We start from the raw sequence: 24,369 nt of genomic DNA, 5'->3' as shown, positions 1-24,369 counted from the left end.
GGTCAGCACGAGGCGCAGCAGGCATCCGGCGAATAATTCGTCAACGCTGCCAGCGGGTTAGTCAGTTAAAGGGGGAATTTCTCCCCCTTTTGTTTTTCTCACCTGTCTGACATTGAATGTCTGGCAAACATCCCCATATACTCAAATACCTGTGGGTTGCCTGGCATATAGCCTTGCACTATGCGGTACCCATCACCTGGCGGACATTAAACTAAGAGAGAGCTCTATGAATCCTGAGCGTTCTGAACGCATTGAAATCCCTGTGTTGCCGTTGCGCGACGTAGTGGTTTATCCGCACATGGTAATTCCGTTGTTTGTTGGTCGGGAAAAATCGATTCGGTGCCTCGAAGCCGCAATGGATCATGATAAAAAGATCATGCTGGTCGCACAGAAAGAGGCTTCAACGGATGAACCTGGCATTAACGATCTCTTCTCTGTAGGGACCGTTTCCTCTATTTTGCAGATGCTGAAGCTGCCGGACGGCACGGTAAAAGTGTTGGTCGAAGGCTTACAGCGCGCACGAATTACTCAGCTGGCCGATAACGGCGAGCATTTTAGCGCGCAGGCGGAATATCTCGTCTCGCCTGAAATTGAAGAGCGCGAGCAGGAAGTGCTGGTGCGTACGGCCATCAACCAGTTTGAAGGCTATATCAAGCTCAACAAAAAAATTCCCCCTGAGGTGCTGACCTCGCTGAACAGCATCGACGACGCCGCGCGCCTCGCCGATACCGTGGCGGCGCATATGCCGCTTAAGCTGGCGGATAAGCAGTCCGTGCTGGAAATGTCCGACGTTAACGAACGTCTGGAATATCTGATGGCGATGATGGAATCGGAAATCGACCTGCTGCAGGTGGAAAAACGCATTCGCAACCGCGTCAAAAAACAGATGGAGAAAAGCCAGCGCGAGTACTATCTCAATGAGCAGATGAAGGCCATTCAGAAAGAGCTGGGCGAGATGGATGACGCGCCGGACGAATATGAAGCGCTGAAACGTAAAATCGAAGCCTCAAAGATGCCGAAAGAGGCGCGTGAGAAAGCGGAAGCTGAACTGCAGAAGCTGAAAATGATGTCGCCGATGTCAGCAGAAGCAACGGTAGTGCGCGGCTATATCGAGTGGATGGTGCAGGTGCCGTGGAATGAGCGCAGCAAGGTGAAAAAAGACCTGCGCAAAGCTCAGGAAACGCTGGATCGCGATCACTACGGTCTGGAACGCGTAAAAGACCGCATCCTTGAGTATCTGGCGGTACAGAGCCGGGTAAATAAAATCAAAGGGCCGATCCTCTGCCTGGTAGGGCCGCCGGGGGTGGGTAAAACCTCGCTGGGTCAGTCCATTGCCAAAGCCACCGGACGTAAATATGTGCGTATGGCGCTGGGCGGCGTGCGTGATGAGGCGGAAATCCGCGGTCATCGTCGCACCTATATCGGCTCGATGCCCGGCAAGCTGATCCAGAAAATGGCGAAGGTCGGCGTGAAAAACCCGCTGTTCCTGCTGGATGAGATCGACAAAATGTCGTCGGATATGCGCGGCGATCCGGCTTCCGCGCTGCTTGAGGTGCTGGATCCGGAACAGAACGTGGCGTTTAACGATCACTACCTGGAAGTGGATTACGATCTCTCCGATGTGATGTTCGTCGCCACCTCTAACTCGATGAATATCCCGGCGCCGCTGCTGGATCGTATGGAGGTAATTCGTCTTTCCGGCTACACCGAAGATGAAAAGCTGAATATTGCTAAGCAGCATCTGCTGCCGAAGCAGATCGAACGTAACGCGCTGAAAGAGAGTGAAATTACGGTAGATGACAGCGCCATCGTCGGCATTATCCGCTACTACACCCGTGAAGCGGGCGTGCGTAGCCTTGAGCGCGAACTGTCGAAACTGTGCCGTAAGGCGGTAAAAGCGCTGCTGCTGGATAAAAATCTGAAGCGCATCGAAATTAACGGCGATAACCTGAAAGATTTCCTTGGCGTACAGCGCTTTGACTATGGCCGTGCCGACAGCGAAAACCGTGTGGGGCAGGTTACAGGTCTGGCGTGGACCGAAGTCGGCGGCGATCTGCTGACTATCGAAACCGCCTGCGTGCCGGGCAAAGGCAAACTGACCTATACCGGCTCGCTGGGCGAAGTCATGCAGGAGTCGATTCAGGCCGCGCTGACCGTGGTGCGCGCGCGCGCCGAGAAACTGGGCATCAACGGCGATTTCTACGAGAAGCGTGATATTCACGTGCACGTGCCGGAAGGGGCGACGCCGAAAGATGGCCCCAGCGCCGGTATCGCCATGTGCACCGCGCTGGTCTCCTGTCTGACCGGCAATCCGGTACGCGCCGATGTGGCGATGACCGGTGAGATTACCCTGCGCGGCCAGGTATTGCCGATCGGCGGTCTGAAGGAAAAACTGCTGGCGGCCCATCGCGGCGGCATTAAAACGGTGGTGATTCCGGAAGAGAACAAGCGCGATCTGGAGGAAATCCCGGAGAATGTGCTGGCGGATCTGGATGTGCATCCAGTAAAACGCATTGAAGACGTGCTGACTCTGGCGCTGCAAAACGCGCCTTACGGGATGCAGGTTGCCACGGCGAAATAGCGTCTGGCGCTAAAATTAGCGAAAAAGCCGGGCTGGCGGGTCAAATCTGACTTGCCAGCTTTTTTTTGTGCCGCTAATTTAGGGGGCTGTTGATACCGCAACCCAGAGAATTCCCGTTGTTTCGGCTCAACAACCTTGATATAACTGGCTGCGCATCGCGGCTGGCTGGAAGCTCGTCGCGATAGTGAATAATAAAAGAGGGGATGAATAGAGTGAATAAGTCACAATTGATCGACAAGATTGCCGCAGACGCTGATATTTCTAAAGCGGCAGCTGGACGTGTTTTAGATGCTTTTATTAGCTCAGTTTCTGATTCATTGAAATCAGGCGACGAAGTAGCGCTGGTTGGCTTTGGCACCTTCTCAGTACGTGAACGTTCTGAGCGTACTGGCCGTAACCCACAGACAGGTAAAGAAATTACCATCCCGGCAAGCAAAGTACCGGGCTTCCGTGCCGGTAAAGCGCTGAAAGACGCAGTAAACTAATTTACTGCTGGCTCCATTGCGGCATTTTCTACGGTGGAGTGAGGACGGCCAATGCGTTCTCATGTAACATACAGGCACATCAGGCAATTGATGTGCCTTTTTTTATCCCGCCACGGGACAAATATTAGCGGCGGGTGTCAGAAAGCATGGCCGGGAAGCTGCCGGCCTGAAACGCAGCAACGCGCATGCCTGCAGGGATGGGGTGCCAGCGTGAGGTTTACATTCATACTACAGCGGAGTGTTGTCATACCATGATGGACAATTTACGCGCGGCGTCGAAACATGTCGTGCTCAAGATTCTTCTCGGATTGATTATCCTGTCATTCGTGTTGACCGGCGTTGGCGGTTACCTGACCGGCGGCGGCGGCGACTACGCAGCAAAAGTCAACGGTCAGGAAATTAGCCGTGCTCAGCTGGATAACGCCTTTAATAACGAACGCAATCGTCAGCAGCAGTTACTGGGCGATCGCTTCTCGCAGCTGGCCGGCAACGAAGGCTATATGCAGCAGATGCGTCAACAGGCGCTGTCGCAGCTGATCGATGAGCTGCTGCTCGATCAGTATGCTAAAAAACTTAAGCTGGCGATCGGCGACGATCAGATCAAACAGGCGATTTTCAATCAGCCCGCTTTCCAGACCGACGGCAAATTTGATAACGCGAAGTATCTCGCCATTATCAACAATATGGGCTTCTCCGCCGATCGCTATGCGGAAGCGCTGCGCAAGCAGCTGACCACTCAGCAGCTGATTTCCGCCATCGCCGACACGGATTTCACCCTGAGCGGCGAAACGGATGCCCTGGCGGCGCTGGTTTCCCAGCAGCGCGTCGTGCGTCAGGCCACGCTGGACGTTAACGCGCTGGCGGCGCAACAGCAGGTTAGCGATGAGGATATTAAAAACTATTACGCTCAGCGTAAAAGCAGCTTCCTGGCGCCGGAGCAGTTCCGCGTAAGCTATATCAAGCTGGACGCGGCCAGCCTGCAGCAGGAGGCGAGTGAAGCGGATATTCAGAGCTGGTATGAACAGCATCAGGCAGAATATGCTCAGCCGCAGCGTAACCGCTACAGCGTTATTCAGGTGAAAAGCGAAGCGGACGCCAAAGCGATTGTCGAACAGCTGAAACAGGGCGCTGACTTCGCTGCGCTGGCGCAGGAAAAATCAATCGATCCCATCTCGGCGCGCAAGGGCGGCGATATGGGCTGGCTGGAGCCGACCACAACGCCGGATGAGCTGAAAAACGCCAATCTCACCAGCAAAGGCCAGCTCTCCGGGGTGGTAAAATCCTCGGTAGGCTTCCTGGTTATCCGTCTTGACGATATTCAGCCTGAGAAGATCAAACCGCTCTCTGAAGTGCGTGCGGCGATCGCGGAGAAGGTGAAACAGGAAAAGGCGCTGGATCTTTACTATAAGCTGCAGCAAAAAGTCAGCGATGCGGCCAGCAACGATAACGAGTCTCTGGCCAGCGCCGAGCAGGCTGCCGGCGTGAAAGCGGTAGAAACCTCCTGGTTCAGCCGCGATAACGTGCCGGAAGCGCTGAACTTCAAGCCGGTTGAAGAGGCGATTTTTAACGGCAGCCTGCTGGGAGAAAACGGCACGCCGGGCAGCAACTCCGGTATCATTAGCGTGGATGGCGATCGTGCCTTTATTCTGCGCATCAGTGAACATAAGCCGGAAACGATCAAAGCGCTGGATGACGTTAAAGCGCAGATTGCCGATACGCTGAAACGCAATAAAGCGGAGCAGCAGGCCAAAGCGCAGGCGGAAAAAATCCTGGCTGATCTGAAAGCAGGCAAACAGGACGCGCTGCAGGCGGCCGGCCTGGCTTTCGGCGAAGCAAAAACGCTGACGCGCGGCGATCGTGACGCCATCGTGCAGGCCGTATTCGCGCTGCCTCAGCCGCAGGCGGGCAAACCGGCATACGGCACCAGCGAAGATATGCAGGGCAACGTGGTGCTGCTGGCGCTGGATGAGGTGAAAGCGGGAAGCCTGCCGGACGCGCAGAAACAGGCGATGGCGCAGGGCATCGCGCAAAATAACGCCCAGATTGCGTTCGACGCGCTGCTGAGCAACTTACGCAAAGAAGCGAAAATTAAGCTTGGCGCGGCGGCACAATTAGCCCGATAAGTTCCGCAGAAAAAATGCAACACGCTGCAAACCTGAAGGCCGCTTTCGCGGCCTTTTCCACATCTGAACGCTGCCTTTTGTATTCAAAATAAACAGCCCTTACTGTTACTCCTGCTGTTACATACAAGGAGAAATCAGCATGAAAAAAACTTATCTGGCCGCGCTCTGTTTATCCCTCTCGCTGGGCTCTGCCTGCTGGGCGGCGCCCGTTTCGGCCGCTCCGGCGGCGGAGGTTAGCGACGCCGCGCTTAATGACGGCGTCAGGCCGGCTGCCGCCGATGCGATGGTCAGCATCAATAGCGCTTCGGCGCAGGAGCTGGCAACGGTAATGAACGGCGTAGGCCTCAAAAAAGCGGAGGCCATCGTCAGCTACCGCGAGCAGTTTGGCCCCTTTACGGCGCTGGAACAGTTAAAAGAGGTGCCCGGCATCGGCAGTGCGCTGGTGGAACGCAATCTGGCGCGGCTTAAACTGTGATCCTGTTCCCAACGCGCTGCAATGCCGCTTCAGGCGCGCCGTTCGGCTGCTAATCTCTCAGAGGTCATACCAGATGGTATGATCTCTTCCTGACATAAGGCCTGAAGCTATGCAGACCCTGATTAAAGTTCGTGGCTATCATCTGGATCTCTATCAACATGTGAACAATGCGCGCTACCTGGAGTTTCTGGAAGAGGCGCGTTGGGAATGGCTGGAAAAACGGCAGGCCTTTCACTGGCTCATGGAAAACCAGCTGGCTTTTGTTGTGGTTAACATCAACATTAACTACCGCCGCCCGGCGCGTCTGGGCGATGAGCTTGCGATTGTCAGCCGCTTGCTGCAGCTAAACGGCAAAAGCGGCGTAATCGGGCAGGAAATTAGCCTGGCAGACCAGCCTGAAACGGTGGTCGCCGATGCGACGCTGACCTTTGTCTGTATCGATCTGCGCACGCAAAAAGCGTTGCCGATCGCCGGCGATTTGCGCGCGCGTCTGGAAACGCTGTCAGGCTAAGCGCGTTAGAGATAAATTTATGCGCCGGGCTTACGAAGACAGCCGGGAAATGCAGGCGCCCGGCTGGTTAGATGGATAGCGGCTCAGGGATAGCTGGATAGCTGGATAGCGGCTCAGGGTTAGCAGACTCGCTGGCCGGGCTATCAGCGCAGGCCGGTTTTTCGCTTCATGCTCTGCATTACCGCAGCGGCATCGTCCTGATAATTTTTCAGGCCGTTAGCGCGCAGGTGGCAGGCGGCGCATTCGCCGCAGCCGTCGCCCTGAATGCCGTTATAGCAGGTCAGCGTCTGCTGGCGTACCAGCGGCAGCTGCTGCCAGTAGTCGGCCAGCGCCCAGGTTTCCGCTTTATTCAGCCACATTAATGGCGTTTCAAAACGTACCGGGCGAGCCATACCCAGCTCGACGGCATGGTTTAGCGCCTTAACGAATTCATCGCGACAGTCGGGATAGCCCGAAAAATCGGTTTCGCAGACGCCGGTGATCACCGCCTCGGCTGCAACCTGATAGGCGTATACAGCAGCCAGCGTCAGAAAAAGGATATTGCGCCCCGGAACGAAGGTGCTGGGCAGGCCGCCGGCTTCCGCATCGAATGAGGGGACAGGGATGTTGTCGCGCGTCAGGCTGCTGATCGCCAGTTCATTAAGCAGCGTTACGTCGAGCACCTTGTGGGCACGGGCGCCAAGCTGAACGGCCAGCTTGCGTGCGACCTCGATCTCCTGGCGATGGCGTTGCCCATAATCAAAAGTGACGCAGTGCACCTCGTCATACTGCGCCAGCGCCTGAATCAAACAGGTTGTGGAATCCTGTCCGCCGCTGAAAACTACTACTGCTCGTTTCATTTATTCGCCCTGATTAATGTACTCACGTTTATGGTACTGTCCGGCGGATAAGAAACATAGCCTGAATTTAATTTGGCGGATAAGGTTACGGCGCCGTGGTTTGTCGCCGACGCCGCACTACAAGGGTTAATGCAAGGCTTATTCCGCCTGTAGCTGGCTCAGCCACGGAGTAATATCGCCCACCCGCTGGGCTACCCACTGCGGGTCATACCAGGTATCGAGATAGCGTTCGCCGCTGTCGCACAGCAGCGTGACAATCGCCCCCTGCTGTTTCTGCTGGCGCATCCGCTGCGCAACCTGCAGCGCGCCCCAAAAATTAGTGCCGGTAGACGCACCGACTTTTCTGCCGAGCAGCTGCGCCAGAAACTGCATCGCCGCAGCGGAAGCGGCATCGGGCACGCGCATAATCTCATCAATTACGTCAGGGATAAAAGAGGGTTCAACGCGCGGACGCCCAATCCCTTCGATGCCGCTGCCTCTGCTGCTGCGCAGGTCGGCGTTGCGCGTATGCCAGTAGTCATGAAACACCGAGTTATCCGGGTCGACCACCAGTAAACGCGTGTCGTGCCCCTGGTAACGTAGATAGCGCCCGATAGTGGCGGAGGTGCCTCCGGTGCCGGCGCCCATCACGATAGTTGCCGGAATGGGGAAGGGCTCGCTGGCCATCTGGCGGAAAATGCTGTCGGCAATATTGTTATTGCCGCGCCAGTCGGTGGCCCGCTCGGCGTAGGTAAACTGATCCATAAAGTGGCCGTTCAGATCGCGCGCCAGCCGTTCGGACTCTTCATAGATGGCGCAGGGATCCTGCACGAAATGACACTGCCCGCCGTAAAAGTTAATTTGCTCCACCTTGCGCCGCGCCGTGCTGGCGGGCATCACGGCGATAAAAGGCAGGCCAAGCAGGCGAGCAAAATAGGCTTCGGAAACGGCGGTGCTGCCGGAAGAAGCCTCGATAATCGGCATGCCTTGTTTAATCCAGCCGTTGCTCAGGCCGTAGAGAAACAGCGAGCGCGCCAGGCGATGCTTCAGGCTGCCGGTCGGATGCGTGCTTTCATCCTTAAGATAAAACCAGATACCGGGAAAGGCAGGTAAAGAAAAGCGAATCAGATGCGTCTCGGCGGAGCGCTGAAAATCAGCGTTGATTTCATTGATGGCATAATTAACCCACTGGCTACTCATTTTATTTTCCTCTTGATCCCAGGCGTGACAAGAGTACGGCATAAAGAAGAAAAAAAGTTTGCCTTATTTGCTGTATAATCTACTTTTCTTAGCAAATTTTTCTCTGGAGAAAGCATGCTGGATAAAACCGATCGCAAACTGCTGGCGCTGCTGCAGCAGGACTGTACCTTATCCCTGCAGACGCTGGCGGAGGCGGTTAATCTCACCACTACGCCCTGCTGGAAACGGTTAAAAAAGCTGGAAGATGACGGTATCATTCGTGGGCGCGTAGCGCTGCTGGATGGCGAAAAATTGGGGCTGGGGCTGACCGCGTTTATGCTGATTAAAACGCAGCAGCACAGCCGACAGTGGTATCAGGAATTTGTCGGCGTCGTGCAGAGCCTGCCGCAGGTAATGGCTTTTTATCGTATGGCAGGCGAATACGATTATCTGCTGCGTATTCAGGTTGCCGATATGAAACAGTACGATGCGCTCTATAAGCGCCTGGTGAACGGCGTCAGCGGTCTGATCGATGTCACCTCAAGCTTTGCTATGGAAGAGATAAAATATACTACGGCGTTGCCCGTAGAGCCTTAATCTTTGCCGTAGCCTTTTCTGACTCATCAATTAACCATGCAGGACGATACTTTGTGCGATTGTTTAGCCAGTTAAGTTGGTATTTTCTCCGCGAGTGGCGGCGCTATCTCGGTGCGGTAACGCTGTTGATTATTATCGCCGTGCTGCAGCTGCTGCCGCCAAAAATCGTCGGCGTCATTATCGATGGCGTGACGCAGCGCAGCCTGAGCAACGGCGGCGTGCTGATGTGGATCGGCATCATGCTGGCGACCGCCATCGTGGTCTATCTGCTGCGCTACGTCTGGCGCGTATTGCTGTTCGGCGCCTCTTATCAGCTGGCGGTCGAGCTGCGTGAGGATTTTTATCGCCAGCTCAGCCGCCAGCATCCTGAATTCTATCTGCGCCACCGCACCGGCGATCTGATCGCGCGCGCCACGAATGATGTCGACCGGGTGGTTTTTGCCGCCGGCGAAGGCGTACTGACGCTGGTGGATTCGCTGGTGATGGGCTGTGCGGTGCTGATTGTAATGAGCACCCAGATTAGCTGGCAGCTTACGCTGCTGGCGCTGGTGCCGATGCCGATTATGGCGCTGGTGATCAAGCGCTACGGCGAACAGCTTCATCAGCGCTTTAAGCTGGCGCAGGCGGCTTTTTCCTCACTGAACGATCGGGCGCAGGAAAGCCTGTCCAGTATTCGCATGGTGAAAGCCTTTGGTCTGGAAAAGCATCAGTCGCGGCAGTTTGCCGATATCGCCGCCGATGCGGGCGAAAAAAATCTGCGCGTGGCGCGGGTTGACGCGCGTTTCGATCCGACGATTTATATCGCCATCGGCCTGTCGAACCTGCTGGCTATCGGCGGCGGCAGCTGGCTGGTCTGGCATCAGCAGATGACGCTGGGGCAGCTGACCAGCTTCGTTATGTACCTGGGCCTGATGATCTGGCCGATGCTGGCGCTGGCGTGGATGTTTAATATCGTCGAGCGCGGCAGCGCGGCCTGGAGCCGTATCCGCGCGCTGCTTTCTGAGGCGCCGGCGGTAGAAGATGGCGCTAAAACCTTGCCGGAAGGGTGCGGCGTGCTGCAGGTGGCGATTCGTGAATTTAGCTATCCCGGCAGCCAGCAGCCGACGCTGCGTAATCTTAACTTCCAGCTTAAGCCGGGGCAGATGCTGGGGCTGTGCGGCCCGACCGGCTCAGGTAAAAGTACGCTGTTAAGTTTGATCCAGCGTCATTTCGATATCTCCCAGGGCGATATCCGCTATCACCATATTCCGCTTACCCAGCTCCGGCTGGATAGCTGGCGCGGGCGGCTGGCGGTAGTCAACCAGACGCCGTTCCTTTTTTCCGACACCGTGGCCAACAATATCGCGCTGGGACGGCCTAACGCCAGCCGCGAGGAGATTGAGCGCGCGGCTAAGCTGGCGAGCGTGCATGAAGATATTCTGCGTCTGCCGCAGGGCTATGACACTGAGGTCGGCGAGCGCGGCGTAATGCTCTCCGGCGGACAAAAGCAGCGCATCTCCATTGCGCGCGCGCTGCTGCTGAGCGCTGAAATTCTGATTCTGGATGATGCGCTTTCCGCCGTAGATGGCCGGACTGAACATCAGATTTTGCATAACCTGCGTCACTGGGGGCAGGGACGTACCGTCATTATCAGCGCCCATCGCCTGTCGGCGCTGACCGAAGCCAGCGAAATTCTGGTATTGCAGCAGGGCGTGGTGGCGCAGCGCGGCGAGCACGACGCGCTGGTGCAGCAGCGCGGCTGGTACAGCGAGATGTATCGCTATCAGCAGTTAGAGGCGGCGCTGGATGAGGATGAGGAAAATGCCGCTAAGGAGGATCGCCGTGGCTGATAATAAAAAACTTTGGCCCACGCTGAAACGGCTGCTTTCCTATGGTAAACCCTGGCGCAAGGCGTTGTCGCTGGCGATGCTGATGCTGTGGATCGCGGCGGCGGCCGAGGTGCTGGGGCCGGTGCTGATTGGCTATTTTATCGACAGTCTGGTGGCGCAGCACCGCATGCCGCTGGGGCTGGCCGTCGGGCTGGCCTGCGCATTTATTTTTCTGCAGGGGCTGGCGGCGCTGCTGCATTACTGGCAGGCGCTGCTGTTTAATCAGGCGGCGGTAGGCGTGGTGCAGCGTCTGCGCGCTGACGTAATGGATGCGGCGCTGCGTCAGCCGCTGAGCGCCTTCGATACGCAGCCGGTAGGGCAAATTATTTCACGCGTCACTAACGACACCGAGGTTATTAAAGATCTTTGGGTAACGGTGGTGGCAACGGTACTGCGCAGCGCCGCCTTAATCGGCGCGATGCTGGTCGCTATGTTTAGTCTCGACTGGCGTATGGCGCTGGTGGCGGTGGTTATTTTCCCGCTGGTGCTTACCGTGATGTTTATCTATCAGCGCTACAGCACGCCGATTGTACGCCGCGTGCGCAGCTATCTGGCCGATATTAATAACGGCTTTAACGAAGTGATTAACGGCATGAGCGTTATCCAGCAGTTTCGCCAGCAGGCGCGTTTCGGCGAGCGCATGGGCGAGGCCAGCCGTTCGCACTATCTGGCGCGTATGGAAACGTTAAAGCTGGATGGGTTTTTATTACGGCCGCTGCTAAGCCTGTTTTCCGCCGCTATCCTGTGCGGTTTGCTCATGCTGTTCAGCTTCTCTTCCTCCGGCATGTTTGAAGTGGGCGTGCTCTACGCCTTTATCAGCTATCTGGGGCGGCTTAATGAACCGCTAATTGAACTGACCACCCAGCAGTCGATGCTGCAGCAGGCGGTGGTGGCCGGCGAGCGCGTATTTGAATTAATGGACGCGCCTCGCCAGCATTACGGCAGCGATATTCAGCCGCTGCAAAGCGGCAGTATCAATATCGATCGGCTTAGTTTTGCCTATCGTACCGGGCGCAACGTGCTGGAGAATATCTCTTTGCAGGCACCTTCACGCAGCTTTGTGGCGCTGGTCGGCCATACCGGCAGCGGCAAGAGTACGCTGGCCAGCCTGCTGATGGGCTATTATCCGGTCACCCAGGGATCGATTCATCTGGATGGCCGCCCGCTGGCGCAGCTCAGCCATCAGGTGCTGCGACAGGGCGTGGCGATGGTTCAGCAGGATCCGGTGGTGCTGGCGGATACCTTCTTCGCTAACGTGGCTCTGGGACGCGATATCAGTGAACAGGCGGTATGGCAGGCGCTGGAAACCGTGCAGCTGGCGCCGCTGGCCCGCGGCCTCTCTGAGGGCATTTATACGCGCCTTGGCGAACAGGGCAATAATCTCTCCGTCGGGCAAAAGCAGCTGCTGGCGCTGGCGCGCGTGCTGGTGGCGGAACCGCAAATCCTGATCCTTGATGAGGCGACGGCGAATATCGATTCAGGTACCGAGCAGGCGATCCAGCGAGCGCTGCGCGAGGTCAGAAAAAAGACCACGCTGGTGGTGATTGCGCATCGCCTCTCTACTATTATCGAGGCCGATACAATTTTAGTGCTGCACCGTGGACAGGCGGTAGAACAGGGCACGCACCATCATCTGCTGGCGCAGCAGGGCCGCTACTGGCAAATGTATCAGCTGCAGCAGGTAGGCAGCGAACTGGCGGCAGGCGCAGTGGAAAACGCCTGAGGCGCTGCGCTGCCTTCAGTACAGGCAGCGCTGGCGAAAACAGCGCGCGCCGCTGCACGCTTAATGAACGTAACGCACCTTCGTGGTGCGTTTTTTGATCCTCAGGTTTTTCTCCCGGTTTCATGATGATCTTTTCTGATGGTTAATCGTGCTGCGCAAGGCGGCTGCCGGCGCTTCTGCTTCCTTTTTATACCTGGCACAGGCCTTGCTTTGCTCCCTGCGTACTGAGTGAGAAACCAATCAATTCGGTGAGGGGAGCGTATGAAGCTGGTTACCGTAGTTATCAAGCCGTTCAAGCTGGAGGATGTGCGCGAGGCGCTCTCTTCCGTGGGCATTCAGGGGCTGACCGTCACGGAGGTCAAAGGGTTTGGGCGCCAGAAAGGCCATGCGGAGCTTTATCGCGGCGCCGAGTACAGCGTGAATTTTCTGCCCAAGGTAAAAATTGATATCGCCATCGCCGACGATCAGCTGGATGAGGTAGTTGATGTGATCGGCAAGGCCGCCTGGACCGGCAAAATCGGCGACGGCAAGATCTTTGTTGCCGAGCTGCAGCGGGTTATCCGGATTCGCACCGGCGAAACCGACGAAGCTGCGCTTTAAGCCCCGTTTCTCTCTTATGATGGGATACTCACCATGAATAAATTAATCAGCAAAGTTGTCGCGGGGCTGGCGCTGTCACCCTCATTAGCGATGGCGGCGCCGGCCGTTGCGGACAAAGCGGATAACGCTTTTATGATGATCTGCACCGCGCTGGTGCTGTTTATGACCATTCCAGGCATTGCGCTGTTTTATGGCGGTCTGATTCGCGGGAAAAACGTATTGTCGCTGCTGACGCAGGTGGCGGTGACCTTTGCTATGGTGTGCGTGCTGTGGGTGGTTTATGGCTATTCCCTTGCCTTTAGCGAAGGCAATGCGTTTTTCGGCGGGTTTAGCTGGGTTATGCTGAAAAATATCAGCCTGACCGCGTTGAGCGGCACCTTCTATCAATATATCCACGTGGTTTTTCAGGCCTCGTTCGCCTGTATTACCGTTGGGCTGATCGTTGGTTCAATTGCGGAACGCATCCGTTTTTCCGCGGTGCTGATTTTCGTGCTGATTTGGCTTACGTTCGCCTATCTGCCGATTGCCCATATGGTCTGGGCAGGCGGCTTCCTGGCGCAGGATGGCGCGCTGGATTTTGCCGGCGGCACCGTGGTGCATATTAACGCGGCGGTAGCCGGGCTGGTTGGCGCATGGCTGGTGGGCAAACGCGCCGGCTTCGGCAAAGAGGCGTTCAAACCGCATAACCTGCCGATGGTGTTTACCGGCACGGCAATTCTCTACGTAGGCTGGTTTGGCTTTAATGCCGGCTCAGCGGCGGCGGCCAACGAGATCGCCGCGCTGGCGTTTCTCAACACTGTGGTGGCGACCGCAGGCGCGGTATTAGCCTGGACTTTCGGCGAATGGACGCTGCGCGGCAAGCCTTCCCTGCTGGGCGCCAGCTCAGGATTTATCGCCGGCCTGGTTGCGATTACCCCTGCCTGTGGCTACGTTGGCGTTGGCGGCGCGTTGATTATCGGCCTGGCTGGCGGGCTGGCCGGCCTGTGGGGCGTAAGCTCGCTGAAAAAATGGTTGCGCGTTGACGATCCCTGCGACGTGTTTGGCGTTCATGGCGTCTGCGGCATTATCGGCTGTATCCTGACCGGCATTTTTGCTTCAGCTTCGCTGGGCGGCGTCGGTTATGCCGAGGGGGTGACGATGGGCCATCAGCTATGGGTACAGCTGGTTAGCGTGCTGCTGACGATTATCTGGACCGGCGTAGTGGCGGCGATCGGCTTTAAGGTAGCGGACCTGCTGGTTGGGCTGCGCGTGCCGGAAGATCACGAGCGCGAAGGGCTTGACGTTAACAGCCACGGCGAGAATGCCTATAACCAATAATGCTAAAGAAGTATTAAACAAAAAGGACGATGCCAGGCACCGTCCTTTTTTATACTATCAACTACGCTGACGCATGACGCCTTCCTGAACGGTTGAGGCGACCAGCACGCCATCCTGGGTATAAAATTCGCCGCGAACAAAGCCGCGGGCGCCGGAAGCTGAAGTGCTTTCCACGCTGTAAAGCAGCCACTGGTTCAGATCAACCTTGCGGTGAAACCACATCGAGTGGTCGATGGTCGCTACCTGCATTCCGGGTTCAAGAAACCCCTTACCGTGCGGCTGCAGCGCAACCGGCAGAAAGTTAAGATCGGAAGCGTAACCCAGCAGATATTGATGAAGGCGGGCGTCGTCCGGCATCGGGCCGTTAGCCCGTATCCAGACCTGGCGCGTTGGCTTATCCGTATGACCCTTTAGCGGATTGTGAAAGGTGACAGGTCGCACTTCCAGCGGCCTTTCGGCAAGAAACTTCGCGCGGATTTTTTCCGGAAGCATTGCTGCCAGCCGCTGTGCAATCTCAGTTTCACTGGGCAATCCGTCCGGACCCGGCGCGTCAGGCATCGCTTTTTGATGTTCAAAACCGGGTTCGGGCGCCTGAAAAGAGGCGGTCATATAGAAGATAGGCTGACCATTCTGGATAGCCGAGACGCGGCGCGCGCTGAAGCTGTAGCCGTCGCGCAGCGTTTCGACATCATAAATAATGGCCTTCTGGCTGTCGCCGGGCCGAAGGAAGTAGCTGTGGAAAGAGTGGATATCGCGATCTGCCTGAACGGTTTGTTTGGCTGCGAATAGCGCCTGGCCAACAACCTGGCCGCCGAAAACCTGGCGCAGGCCGAGGTCTTCACTCTGGCCGCGAAACAGGCCTTCCTCAAGTTTTTCCAGCTGTAGCAGGTTAAGCAAACTTTGTAATGCCTGACTCATGGGGTATTCCTCAATAACGTTACCGGCTTAGTTTGCGAGATCGGACCAGCTCCTGCAACCGCTGTGATTTGTTAAAGGAAACACTGTAGGAAATGAAAGTGGTGGGCCAGGCAAAAAGACGCAACCTGTGCCAGAATTAAGCACATACAGCGTTTTTAAGCTGTTTCGGCCAACTTTTCGCCGATACCACATTGATTAAAAGGAGAAGATATCAATGAAATTCTGGCATGTAATGAGTGGAGTGGCGCTGGCCGTTACTCTTGCAGGTTGTGCAGATAAAAGCGCGAATATTCCCGTACCGACGCCGGGCGCCGAATCGACCGGGCAATCCGTTATCGCCCAGCCGAACGTTAGCGGTTCAGTTTATATCCGCGGCAACCTGACCTTACCTGCGGATGCGGCATTAACGGTAACCTTGTCGGACGCTTCTCTGTCCAACGCACCGGCTAAAGTGCTGGCGCAGCGTGTTGAGCGCACCGAAGGTAAACCGGGGCCGTATCGCTTTGTGCTGCCTTTTAACCCGGCAGATATTCAACCAGACGCACGTATTCTCCTTAGTGCGGCGATCACCATTGATAACAAAGTCGTGCTGGTGACGGATTCGGTAAAACCAGTCATTAACGGCGGCGGAACCCGCGTTGATTTAACTCTGGTTCCCGTGCCTTCAGTCGCGGTGCCGGTAACCAACAGCAGCAACGCCGGCTCTGCCATTCCTTCTACTTCACCTACGCAGGTGACGCCATATTCATCCGCTCCGGCGCCGATAAAATATTAAGCATCCGTGGGCCAGCCCAGCTGGCCCCGTTACCACTGCCAACGATAGCGCGCCAGATCCACCTTGCCATCATCGCTAATCTCAATGCCTTCCGCCTCCAGCGCATCGCGCTGACGCAGCAGATCGTCCCCCTGTAATGAAATTTGACCGTAACGGTTAATAATGCGGTGCCAGGGCAGGCGGCTATCGGCCGGCAAACGTTTCAACAGCCCGCCAACCTGACGCGCGGCGCGAGGCGATCCCGCCAGCCGCGCCACATCGCCATAGGTCGTGACGCTGCCGGCAGGAATAGCTGCAATCACCTGCAGCACGCGTTGGGTAAAGGAATCGTTTTCCACTATCTTCTCCTGCGTTATCAAACTTTTGCATCCTGGCAAAAATGGCGCAAGGAAGAAACAGGAAAGATTATCTGCTGTAATAAAGAGGTAAGGGACCGGAAAAAGCAGCTGTTTGCTTAATAAAACATCGGTTGCCAGCCCGCGGCTTGCATTTACCGCAGGCATCATTGATAATGCCTGCGCTCTGTAACGGAGCGCGTCAATGGGGGCCCTGTTGGTTCTCCCGCAACGCTAACTTGTGAACTCGGTCAGGTCCGGAAGGAAGCAGCCGCAGCAGGTGACGCGTGTGCCGGGATGTAGCTGGCAGGGCCCCCACCATTTCCGCTCCATCCTGACTTTTCCTGACATATTCCTAACGTACAAATTTCCACACGGAAACCGGTACTTTGTCGTACAGCTTATTCATGGTTAATTCAGCCAGACGGTGATCGGCGGCTGAATAAAAAACTGCCAGCTCATCGTCAGGTAATTCATACTTATTTTTTTCAATCACACGTTCAAGCGTATCGATAGATCGGCAACGTCTTAAACGCATCAGGTAGTCAGTTTTAGTCATAAGTTTTTCTGTCATGGTTAAACCGTAATAAAAAGATCGGTTATGAAAACGAATGGCTTGGCTGTAAAGGAAGCTGGGCACATTCTTCAGCAAAAAGGTTAAACAAACGCCTGGCAGAGCGCTGCCAGCGCTGTAGATCCTGAACGTTAATGCCGTAATTACTAAACAACATAAAAGTATCGTCAAGGTAATCATCAATCTGAACGATGAGATCCTCGTCTTCAGCATGCTTTAATTTATAATTCATGGTGAAGGAAGCAATATGTTCAATAAGCTCATTCAGCTGTAAGTTGGTCGCGGAGGTAGGATCGTTAACCCAGCCATGATGGCTGTCGCCCAGCGTAGCCAAACTTTCATCGTACAGATTTTCACACAAGAAATTCAATTGGGCAATATCATGCCGTTTCGGTGAATATTCGTCCATCTTTTTTCCCTCCATACATCGACCAGTGTCTGCATGCGAAACAGCGAAAAAAGCAATTTGACTTACATTTAATATTAAAAGCCGTTAGATTATCAAACAAGTTAAATATGATGTATGTTTGTAATTTTCGGATTAGGTATTACTCAATTATAGCTCATCGGCAGTGGAAGGGCGTGTATTATCAATAACGTTAAAGGCCAAAGCGCCAGCTATTACCTCAAAATCGATCGTTTCCTGGCGGCTTTCTGTCTGGTTAATGTCAAGGCAAGCATTGAATACATTCCAGTCAAACTGGTAAAGCATTTTATATTGATGCTGGCCCTGCGCTTCCACAGAAATAACTTTTATCGATCCGGGAACTAAAAGTGCATTTTGCGCATACCACTGAAGATCCCCGACTAGTGATTTTTCTATTTTGGGAATATTCTGGATAATTATAGATTTTAATTTTAGCGTATTTTCTTCAGCTTGCAAAATATCGCAGGGTACAATTTTGCGCATTCGCCCTCCGCAACGTCTGTCATGCTCTGCGCCAGAGATGAGGCCAGTATGACAGAAGGCAGATAAAAAGAATTAAGCTATTCCCTGTTGATATGATTGGCAAACGAGCGACATAAAGGCATCAGCGTGCCGAGCAGTCTGAATTAGCTGGTTGAATTTTCTTGTATTCCTGCTCTTTAAGCAACAGAAAGTTTGCGCCGCGATTGTCATAAAAGGATACAATTTTTCATCCGCCAGCGCTGTTTTTGACGCGTTCAGGCTTAGCGTACAGCCCGACGGACGACGTTCAGGGCGCCGGATATGGGGAGGAAAGGCCGTGGCAAAACGGGCGCTGAATGCGTCTGGCGCCTTTTATACCCGTCTGGAGCGCTTTACGACACTTACAAATATTCCGAATATGGCCATGCCTGCGCGCTATTCCGTAAACTTAATGGCGCATTTCGGCAGCGCATAATGCGCTAAGTACCGGCCTGAAATTTCCCTAATTCTCCGCTTTAAAAAATGGCTATATGCTGAGTGAAAAGTGCCGCCTGTTTCCCTGGCCCTAATCCGCCTGGCCCTGCAGCAGAGCGGCGGGGAGGAAGGAATAACGAGCGCGGTATAGCAGGGAAAAAGTCCAGAGATGGCCAGGAAATCCGCAGAGTCATAACCGGGGATGGCGCAGGAGAAAGACAGAAGAGTTAACAGGGATGGCGCAGGGGGAAAGACCGGGGGCTAACAGGATGGCGCAGGGGCTAACAGAAAAGTTGCCAGGAGAAGGGCAGAAAGAGAAGTAAGACGCCGGGGCGGGGCAAGAGTAGCAGAAAAGAGGTAAAGACAGGCGGCGTCAGGGAAAAAGCAAGAAAATACGGGGCAGTAAAGCAGGCCGTCAGAAAGCGCAAAGCAGTAGAGTAATGGCTGATGAAAAAGATGGGCCGGCGGGCAAAGCTAAAACCTGAATCAGCTGCGAAAAACCGCCGCTACCGCCAATCAGATGGCGATAAAAAAGAGGCCACGTAACGTGGCCTCTGTTAAAAACGGCTAATTAATGCTGATGTTCGACAGGATGTCCCTGCTCAAGATCCTCTTTATGCTTGCTGAAGCGGCGGCGTACCACCACAAAGAAGACCGGCACGAAGAAGATAGCCAGCACGGTAGCGGTGACCATCCCGCCCATTACGCCCGTACCTACTGCGTTCTGAGCGCCGGAGCCTGCCCCGGTGCTGATAGCCAGCGGCAGTACGCCGAGAATAAAGGCCAGCGAGGTCATCAGAATCGGACGCAGACGCATACGCGTTGCTTCCAGCGTCGCTTCCACCAGGCCTTTGCCTTCTTTCTCCATCAGGTCTTTGGCGAACTCGACGATCAGAATGGCGTTCTTCGCCGACAGACCAATGGTTGTCAGCAGGCCCACCACAAAGTAAACGTCGTTGCTCAGACCACGCAGGGTAGTAAAGATCAGCGCGCCGATAACGCCCAGCGGCACCACCAGCATAACTGCGAATGGAATCGACCAGCTCTCATAGAGCGCCGCCAGACACAGGAATACCACGATCAGCGAGATGGCATAGAGCGCCGGCGCCTGGTTGCCGGAGAGGCGTTCCTGGTAGGACATACCGGTCCAGTCATAGCCAATACCCTGCGGCAGCTTAGCCGCCATCTCTTCCATCAACGCCATCGCATCGCCGGAACTGCGCCCCGGCGCCGCCTGACCGAGGATCTCCATGGAAGGCAGACCGTTATAGCGTTCCAGACGCGGCGAGCCATACTGCCAGTGCGCGGTTGAGAAGGCGGAGAAGGGCACCATGTTGCCGTTGGCGGCGCGTACATACCATTTATTGATATCGTCCGGCAGCATACGTGAATCAGCTTTACCCATCACATACACTTTTTTCACACGGCCGCGATCGATAAAGTCGTTCACGTACGATCCGCCCCAGGCAGCGCCCAGCGTGGTATTGATATCGGAAATCGATACGCCCAGCGCGCGCGCTTTTTCCTGATCGACGGTCAGCTTGTACTGCGGCGTATCTTCCAGGCCGTTGGGACGCACGCCCACTACGGTATCCGGACGCTGCGCCAGCATGCCCAGCAGCTGGTTACGCGCCTGCGTCAGCTTCTCGTGACCCAGGTTCGCCTGATCGATCAGCTCAAAGTCGAAGCCGGTAGCGTTACCCAACTCGATAATCGCTGGCAGGTTAAACGGAATCACCATGGCGTCTTTAATCGTGCTCAGCGCGCCCATGGCTCGTCCCGCAATGGCCGGGACCTTGTTTTCCTCGCCGCTACGCTCTTCCCAGGGTTTCAGACTGACGAAGGCAATACCGGTATTCTGACCGCGGCCGGCAAAGCCGAAGCCGTTAACCGTAAATACTGACTTAACGTTCTCTTTTTCCTGGTTCAGATAGTAATCGCTAATCTGATCGAGCACTTTCTGCGTACGCTCCTGCGTCGCGCCCGCTGGCAGCACGGCCTGCGTCAGCAGCAGACCCTGATCCTCTTCCGGCAGGAAGGAGGTGGGCAGACGCATAAACAGTACCGCCATACCGATAACGATTAGCAGATAGATTAAGAGATAGCGCCCGGTGCTGCGAACAATGTGTCCTACGCTGTCAACATAGTGGTCGGTACTCTTATCGAACAGGCGGTTAAACCAGCCGAAGAAGCCGGTGGTTTTGCCATGATCGCCCTGTTTGATCGGTTTCAGCATCGTGGCGCAGAGCGCCGGAGTCAGCACCAGCGCGACAATCACCGACAGCACCATTGCCGAAACGATGGTAATCGAGAACTGACGATAGATAACGCCGGTTGAACCGCCGAAGAACGCCATCGGGATAAATACCGCGGAGAGCACCAGCGCAATCCCCACCAGAGCGCCCTGAATCTGATCCATCGATTTACGCGTCGCTTCTTTCGGCGGCAAACCTTCTTCCGCCATAACGCGCTCGACGTTTTCTACCACAACGATGGCGTCATCCACCAGCAGGCCGATAGCCAACACCATGCCGAACATCGTCAGGGTATTTATTGAGTAACCGAATACACTGATAATGGCGAAAGTACCTAACAGCACTACCGGCACCGCGATCGTTGGGATCAGCGTCGCGCGGAAGTTTTGCAGGAACAGATACATTACCAGGAACACCAGCACGATCGCTTCGAACAGCGTTTTCACCACCTCAAAGATGGAGATTTTAACAAACGGCGTGGTGTCGTAGGGATAAACCACTTTCAGTCCGGCCGGGAAGGTAGGCGAGAGTTTATCCAGCGCGGCTTTCACCGCCGTCGCCGTATCAAGGGCGTTGGCGCCGGTAGCCAGCTTAATCCCCAGACCGGAGGAGGGCTGACCGTTAAAACGAGCGATGATTTCGTAGTTTTCCCCGCCCAGTTCGATGGTAGCGACGTCACGCAGCCGCACCTGTGAGCCGTCCGGATTAACCTTCAGCAAAATTTTGCCGAACTCTTCCGTCGAGGTCAGACGCGTTTGTGCAATGATCGAGGCGTTAAGCTGCTGCCCCTTCACCGGCGGCGTGCCGCCCAGCTGACCCGCCGCGACCTGGGCGTTCTGCGTGGAGATGGCGCTAATCACATCAACCGGCGTCAGCTGATAGTTATTCAGCTTGTGCGGGTCCATCCAGATACGCATCGCATACTGCGCGCCGAACAGCTGAGTGTCGCCCACGCCTGGCGTACGGCTGATGGGATCTTTAATGGTAGAGGACACAAAATCGGAAATATCGTTTTGCGTCATGCTGCCGTCTTCACTCACGAAGCCCGCCACCATCAGGAAGCTGCTGGAGGATTTTTGTACCTGGATACCCTGCTGCTGTACTTCCTGCGGCAGCAACGGCATCGCCAGCTGCAGTTTGTTCTGCACCTGCACCTGGGCGATATCCGCATCGGTACCAGACTGGAAAGAGAGCGTCAGCTGCAGGGAGCCGGAAGAATCACTGCTTGAGGACATATACATCAGTCCGTCAATGCCGTTCATATTCTGTTCGATAACCTGCGTTACCGAATCCTGCAGCGTTTTCGCATCTGCGCCAGGGTAGTTCGCATTAATCTGTACCGCTACAGGAGCAACGTTAGGATATTGCTCAATCGGCAGCTTAAGGATCGATAGCGCACCCGCCAGCATGATAATGATGGCGATAACCCAGGCGAAAATGGGGCGATCGATAAAGAACTTAGCCATGTATCAGTGGCTCCTGTTTAAGACTGAGATGATTCAGAGTGCGGCTGCGACTGCTGTTGATCTTTCGCATCCTCTGTCACTTCCTGCGGCTTAACCTGAGCGCCAGGTTTTGCCCGCTGGATACCGACAGAGATCACGCGATCGCCAGCCTGCACGCCCTGCGTAATCAGCCACTTATCGCCAATTGCCTGTTTCGCGGTCACATTGCGTACGGCAACTTTGTTATCCTGACCGACTACCATTACCGTCGCCTGGCCGGTAGGCGTACGGGTTACCGCCTGCTGCGGCACCAGAATCGCATTCGGGTTGATGCCTTCTTCCAGACGCGCGCGAACGAACATGCCTGGCAGCAGGCGATGGTCCGGGTTGGGGAAAACCGCTCTCAGCGTGATAGAGCCGGTCGTCTCGTCAACGGTAACGTCGGAAAATTCCAGCGTACCCGGCTGCTGATATGGGCTGCCGTCCGGCATCAGCAGGGTAACGTTAGCTTTGCCGTCGTTCTGTTTGATTTGACCAGACTCCAGTTCCTGTCGCAGGCGCAGGTACTCGTCGCTGGACTGCGTGACGTCCACATACATCGGATCGAGCTGCTGTACGGTCGCCATCGCCGTGGTTTGGCCGGTTTGCACCAGCGCGCCTTCGGTTACCGCGGATTTACCGATACGTCCGCTGATAGGCGACGTCACTTTGGTATAGGCGAGGTTGATGCGTGCGGTTTCTACATTGGCTTTCGCTACTTCTACCGCCGCCGCCGTCTGGCTTTGCGTGGCTACTGCCTGATCGTAGTCCTGCTGGCTGATATATTTCGTGCCCAGCAGCGGCTGATAGCGTTTAACCGTCAGGGCGGCAATGCGCGCGTTGGCCTGCGCCTGCGCTAAATCGCCTTTGGCGCTGTTGTAGGTTGCCTGATAGGGCGCCGGATCGATCTGATAGAGCGATTCGCCCGCTTTAATATCGCTGCCTTCAACAAAGTTGCGTTTCAGAATAATGCCGGAAACCTGCGGCCGCACCTCCGCTACGCGGTAGGCTGAAGTACGCCCCGGCAGCTCGGTGGTAATTTTCAACGGTTCGCTTTTTAGCGTGACCACGCCAACTTCAGGCGCCTGTTGCTGTTGACCACCCTGCTGGGATTTATCATCACATCCTGTTAGCACAAAGCTGCCTGAAAGCATCAGGACGGCAGCCAGAGGCGTTAACCCTCTGTTATTTTTCATAAATCAACCTCGATTGTTCGATATCGATTGGCCAATGGATCACAAACCGTTGAGCCATTGCTGCGTTTATATTGTGGTCATGCTATGGTACATACATTCGCAAATGTATGTAAATCCGCCGCTTGGTAAAAGCGTTACTATGGCACGAAAAACCAAACAGCAAGCTCTTGAAACACGGAATCAAATTCTTGATGCCGCCATTGCGCGTTTCTCTGAATTCGGCGTTTCGGCAACGTCTCTGGCTGATATCGCCAGGGAGGCCGGCGTAACGCGCGGCGCTATCTATTGGCACTTTAAAAACAAGACCGATCTGCTTAATGAGATCTGGGCGCAGTCTGAGTCCGGGCTGGAAGACGTTGAGCAAGAGTATCAGTCAAAATATCCTGACGATCCACTTTCCGTCATGCGTGCGGTGCTTTGCTATGTTTTTTCCGCTACCGCGCGCGATCGGCGGCGTCGCTCCCTGCTGGAAATTATTTTTCATAAGTGCGAATTTGTCGGTGAAATGCTGCCGCTGCAGATTGTGCAGCAGAACCTGTACCTTGAATGTTACGAGAAAATAGAAGAAGTGCTGGCAGCCTGTATTAAGGCGGGCCAATTACCCGCCAGGTTAAATATGCGCCGTGCGGCGATCATCATGCGCGGCTATATTACCGGCATTATGGAAAACTGGCTGTTTATGCCGGAAAGTTTTGATATTGAACAGGATGCGCCGGTACTGGTAGATGCGCTGATAGAAATGCTGAAAAACAGCCCCAGCCTGCTGACGGAGGCCACTAGCTAGCGGCGCGCAGCCGCTGCTTGTTCTCGTAGTCGCGGCGCACGATCTCCAGCGCCGCCAGGACGGTTTCAGGCGCGACATCGCTCTGCTCCAGCAGCATAATTAAATCGACGGCCAGTTTGATCTCATCAGATGCGCTTTCCAGCGACATAGGTCTGCTCCTTAACGTCGTATTATGCGCGCTACCGCAACCAGCAGCAGCGCGCCCGCCAGCGCCAGCAGCAACGCGCGTAAATGCAGGCTGGCCAGCGTACCCCAGTTAAAATAGACGCTAATATAGCCGCCCACCAGCGCGCCAATCATAGCCAGAATCAGCACCGGCAGCCAGCTGCCGCGCCCGCCCGGCCATTTGCCCGCCGCCAGGCCCACCAGTACGCCAGTGATTAGCCAGGATATTAAACCCATCGCTAG

Annotated in this window: 24 protein-coding genes and 1 other RNA gene; 14 read left to right on the top strand and 11 right to left on the bottom strand. The window is 55.3% G+C overall.

Going from position 1 to position 24,369, the window contains the following annotated elements; translation table 11 throughout:
- The first annotated feature begins 226 nt into the window (after positions 1-226).
- The 5 genes from lon (at position 227) to FKM52_RS15670 (ending at position 6,175) form a co-directional block, all read left to right on the top strand.
- A complete protein-coding gene (lon, locus tag FKM52_RS15690; protein ID WP_141177095.1) occupies positions 227-2,581 on the top strand; it encodes an endopeptidase La in 2,355 nt (784 codons plus the stop codon).
- A 212-nt stretch (positions 2,582-2,793) separates the two neighbouring features.
- Positions 2,794-3,066, top strand: a complete 273-nt coding sequence (gene hupB / locus FKM52_RS15685; RefSeq protein ID WP_141177094.1) for a nucleoid-associated protein HU-beta — start codon at positions 2,794-2,796, stop codon at positions 3,064-3,066.
- 251 nt (positions 3,067-3,317) lie between these two features.
- Positions 3,318-5,189, top strand: a complete 1,872-nt coding sequence (ppiD, locus tag FKM52_RS15680; protein ID WP_141177093.1) for a peptidylprolyl isomerase — start codon at positions 3,318-3,320, stop codon at positions 5,187-5,189.
- A gap of 139 nt (positions 5,190-5,328) precedes the next feature.
- Positions 5,329-5,664, top strand: a complete 336-nt coding sequence (locus FKM52_RS15675) for a ComEA family DNA-binding protein (protein WP_141177092.1) — start codon at positions 5,329-5,331, stop codon at positions 5,662-5,664.
- A gap of 109 nt (positions 5,665-5,773) precedes the next feature.
- On the top strand, positions 5,774-6,175 hold the full coding sequence (locus tag FKM52_RS15670) for an acyl-CoA thioesterase (RefSeq protein WP_141177091.1): 402 nt from the start codon (positions 5,774-5,776) through the stop codon (positions 6,173-6,175).
- 143 nt (positions 6,176-6,318) lie between these two features.
- Here the strand turns inward: FKM52_RS15670 and queC are convergent, their stop codons facing one another.
- Positions 6,319-7,014: a 7-cyano-7-deazaguanine synthase QueC gene (gene queC, locus FKM52_RS15665; protein WP_141177090.1), complete on the bottom strand. Its 696-nt coding sequence runs from the start codon at positions 7,012-7,014 to the stop codon at positions 6,319-6,321.
- 138 nt (positions 7,015-7,152) lie between these two features.
- Complete coding sequence (locus FKM52_RS15660; RefSeq protein ID WP_141177089.1) at positions 7,153-8,193, bottom strand: PLP-dependent cysteine synthase family protein; 1,041 nt, start codon at positions 8,191-8,193, stop codon at positions 7,153-7,155.
- A gap of 114 nt (positions 8,194-8,307) precedes the next feature.
- On the opposite strand from FKM52_RS15660, the gene FKM52_RS15655 reads away from it, so the two are divergent.
- The 5 genes from FKM52_RS15655 to amtB all read left to right on the top strand — a co-directional run bounded on the left by FKM52_RS15655 (position 8,308) and on the right by amtB (position 14,277).
- A complete protein-coding gene (locus FKM52_RS15655) occupies positions 8,308-8,769 on the top strand; it encodes an Lrp/AsnC family transcriptional regulator (protein ID WP_141177088.1) in 462 nt (153 codons plus the stop codon).
- Positions 8,770-8,822: 53 nt separating this feature from the next.
- The gene (locus FKM52_RS15650) at positions 8,823-10,598 is read left to right on the top strand and encodes a SmdA family multidrug ABC transporter permease/ATP-binding protein (protein WP_141177087.1); all 1,776 of its coding nucleotides are present in this window, start codon (positions 8,823-8,825) and stop codon (positions 10,596-10,598) included.
- Positions 10,570-12,360 carry a SmdB family multidrug efflux ABC transporter permease/ATP-binding protein gene (locus FKM52_RS15645; protein WP_141177086.1) on the top strand — a complete coding sequence of 597 codons (1,791 nt, stop codon included), beginning with the start codon at positions 10,570-10,572 and terminating at the stop codon, positions 12,358-12,360. The genes FKM52_RS15650 and FKM52_RS15645 overlap by 29 nt, the downstream gene beginning before the upstream one ends.
- Before the next feature lie 261 nt (positions 12,361-12,621).
- Positions 12,622-12,960 (top strand): P-II family nitrogen regulator, encoded by a 339-nt coding sequence (gene glnK, locus FKM52_RS15640; RefSeq protein ID WP_141177085.1) that lies wholly within the window; start codon positions 12,622-12,624, stop codon positions 12,958-12,960.
- 33 nt (positions 12,961-12,993) lie between these two features.
- A complete protein-coding gene (gene amtB / locus FKM52_RS15635) occupies positions 12,994-14,277 on the top strand; it encodes an ammonium transporter AmtB (protein ID WP_141177084.1) in 1,284 nt (427 codons plus the stop codon).
- 57 nt (positions 14,278-14,334) lie between these two features.
- Here the strand turns inward: amtB and tesB are convergent, their stop codons facing one another.
- Positions 14,335-15,195 (bottom strand): acyl-CoA thioesterase II, encoded by an 861-nt coding sequence (gene tesB / locus FKM52_RS15630; protein WP_141177083.1) that lies wholly within the window; start codon positions 15,193-15,195, stop codon positions 14,335-14,337.
- Between the two features lie 214 nt (positions 15,196-15,409).
- Between tesB and FKM52_RS15625 the strand changes: the two genes are divergently transcribed.
- Positions 15,410-15,970 carry a YbaY family lipoprotein gene (locus tag FKM52_RS15625; protein ID WP_141177082.1) on the top strand — a complete coding sequence of 187 codons (561 nt, stop codon included), beginning with the start codon at positions 15,410-15,412 and terminating at the stop codon, positions 15,968-15,970.
- Between the two features lie 29 nt (positions 15,971-15,999).
- On the opposite strand, the gene FKM52_RS15620 is transcribed toward FKM52_RS15625, so the two are convergent.
- Positions 16,000-16,311 carry an MGMT family protein gene (locus FKM52_RS15620; protein ID WP_160250596.1) on the bottom strand — a complete coding sequence of 104 codons (312 nt, stop codon included), beginning with the start codon at positions 16,309-16,311 and terminating at the stop codon, positions 16,000-16,002.
- 209 nt (positions 16,312-16,520) lie between these two features.
- Between FKM52_RS15620 and ffs the strand changes: the two genes are divergently transcribed.
- Positions 16,521-16,617, top strand: an RNA gene (gene ffs, locus FKM52_RS15615) — signal recognition particle sRNA small type.
- 43 nt (positions 16,618-16,660) lie between these two features.
- Here ffs and FKM52_RS15610 read toward each other — a convergent pair.
- The 3 genes from FKM52_RS15610 to FKM52_RS15600 all read right to left on the bottom strand — a co-directional run bounded on the left by FKM52_RS15610 (position 16,661) and on the right by FKM52_RS15600 (position 17,789).
- The gene (locus FKM52_RS15610) at positions 16,661-16,879 is read right to left on the bottom strand and encodes an HHA domain-containing protein (protein WP_141177081.1); all 219 of its coding nucleotides are present in this window, start codon (positions 16,877-16,879) and stop codon (positions 16,661-16,663) included.
- Between the two features lie 25 nt (positions 16,880-16,904).
- Positions 16,905-17,288, bottom strand: coding sequence for an Hha toxicity modulator TomB (tomB, locus tag FKM52_RS15605; protein ID WP_141177080.1), 384 nt, complete (start codon positions 17,286-17,288; stop codon positions 16,905-16,907).
- A gap of 147 nt (positions 17,289-17,435) precedes the next feature.
- Positions 17,436-17,789, bottom strand: coding sequence for a hypothetical protein (locus FKM52_RS15600; RefSeq protein ID WP_141177079.1), 354 nt, complete (start codon positions 17,787-17,789; stop codon positions 17,436-17,438).
- 151 nt (positions 17,790-17,940) lie between these two features.
- Between FKM52_RS15600 and FKM52_RS15595 the strand changes: the two genes are divergently transcribed.
- Entirely contained in the window at positions 17,941-18,243 is a 303-nt protein-coding gene (locus tag FKM52_RS15595) for a hypothetical protein (protein WP_141177078.1), read from the top strand.
- Between the two features lie 570 nt (positions 18,244-18,813).
- Here the strand turns inward: FKM52_RS15595 and FKM52_RS15590 are convergent.
- Together FKM52_RS15590 and FKM52_RS15585 are read right to left on the bottom strand one after the other, a co-directional pair.
- Positions 18,814-21,963, bottom strand: coding sequence for an efflux RND transporter permease subunit (locus tag FKM52_RS15590; RefSeq protein WP_141177077.1), 3,150 nt, complete (start codon positions 21,961-21,963; stop codon positions 18,814-18,816).
- A 17-nt stretch (positions 21,964-21,980) separates the two neighbouring features.
- Positions 21,981-23,177: an efflux RND transporter periplasmic adaptor subunit gene (locus FKM52_RS15585; protein WP_141177076.1), complete on the bottom strand. Its 1,197-nt coding sequence runs from the start codon at positions 23,175-23,177 to the stop codon at positions 21,981-21,983.
- A gap of 139 nt (positions 23,178-23,316) precedes the next feature.
- Between FKM52_RS15585 and acrR the strand changes: the two genes are divergently transcribed.
- The gene (acrR, locus tag FKM52_RS15580; RefSeq protein ID WP_141177075.1) at positions 23,317-23,961 is read left to right on the top strand and encodes a multidrug efflux transporter transcriptional repressor AcrR; all 645 of its coding nucleotides are present in this window, start codon (positions 23,317-23,319) and stop codon (positions 23,959-23,961) included.
- Here acrR and rsmS read toward each other — a convergent pair.
- Positions 23,954-24,109 (bottom strand): pleiotropic regulatory protein RsmS, encoded by a 156-nt coding sequence (gene rsmS / locus FKM52_RS15575; RefSeq protein WP_141177074.1) that lies wholly within the window; start codon positions 24,107-24,109, stop codon positions 23,954-23,956. The two genes, acrR and rsmS, sit on opposite strands and share 8 nt — an antisense overlap.
- A gap of 11 nt (positions 24,110-24,120) precedes the next feature.
- On the bottom strand, positions 24,121-24,363 hold the full coding sequence (locus tag FKM52_RS15570; RefSeq protein ID WP_141177073.1) for a hypothetical protein: 243 nt from the start codon (positions 24,361-24,363) through the stop codon (positions 24,121-24,123).
- Positions 24,364-24,369: the final 6 nt, after the last annotated feature.

Origin of the sequence: Mixta tenebrionis, from assembly GCF_006517625.1 — a bacterium.
GTDB classification, from domain to species: Bacteria; Pseudomonadota; Gammaproteobacteria; order Enterobacterales; family Enterobacteriaceae; genus Mixta; species Mixta tenebrionis.
The sequence above is the reverse complement of the archived record's forward strand: the minus strand, read 5'-3'. Positions and strand labels throughout refer to the sequence as shown.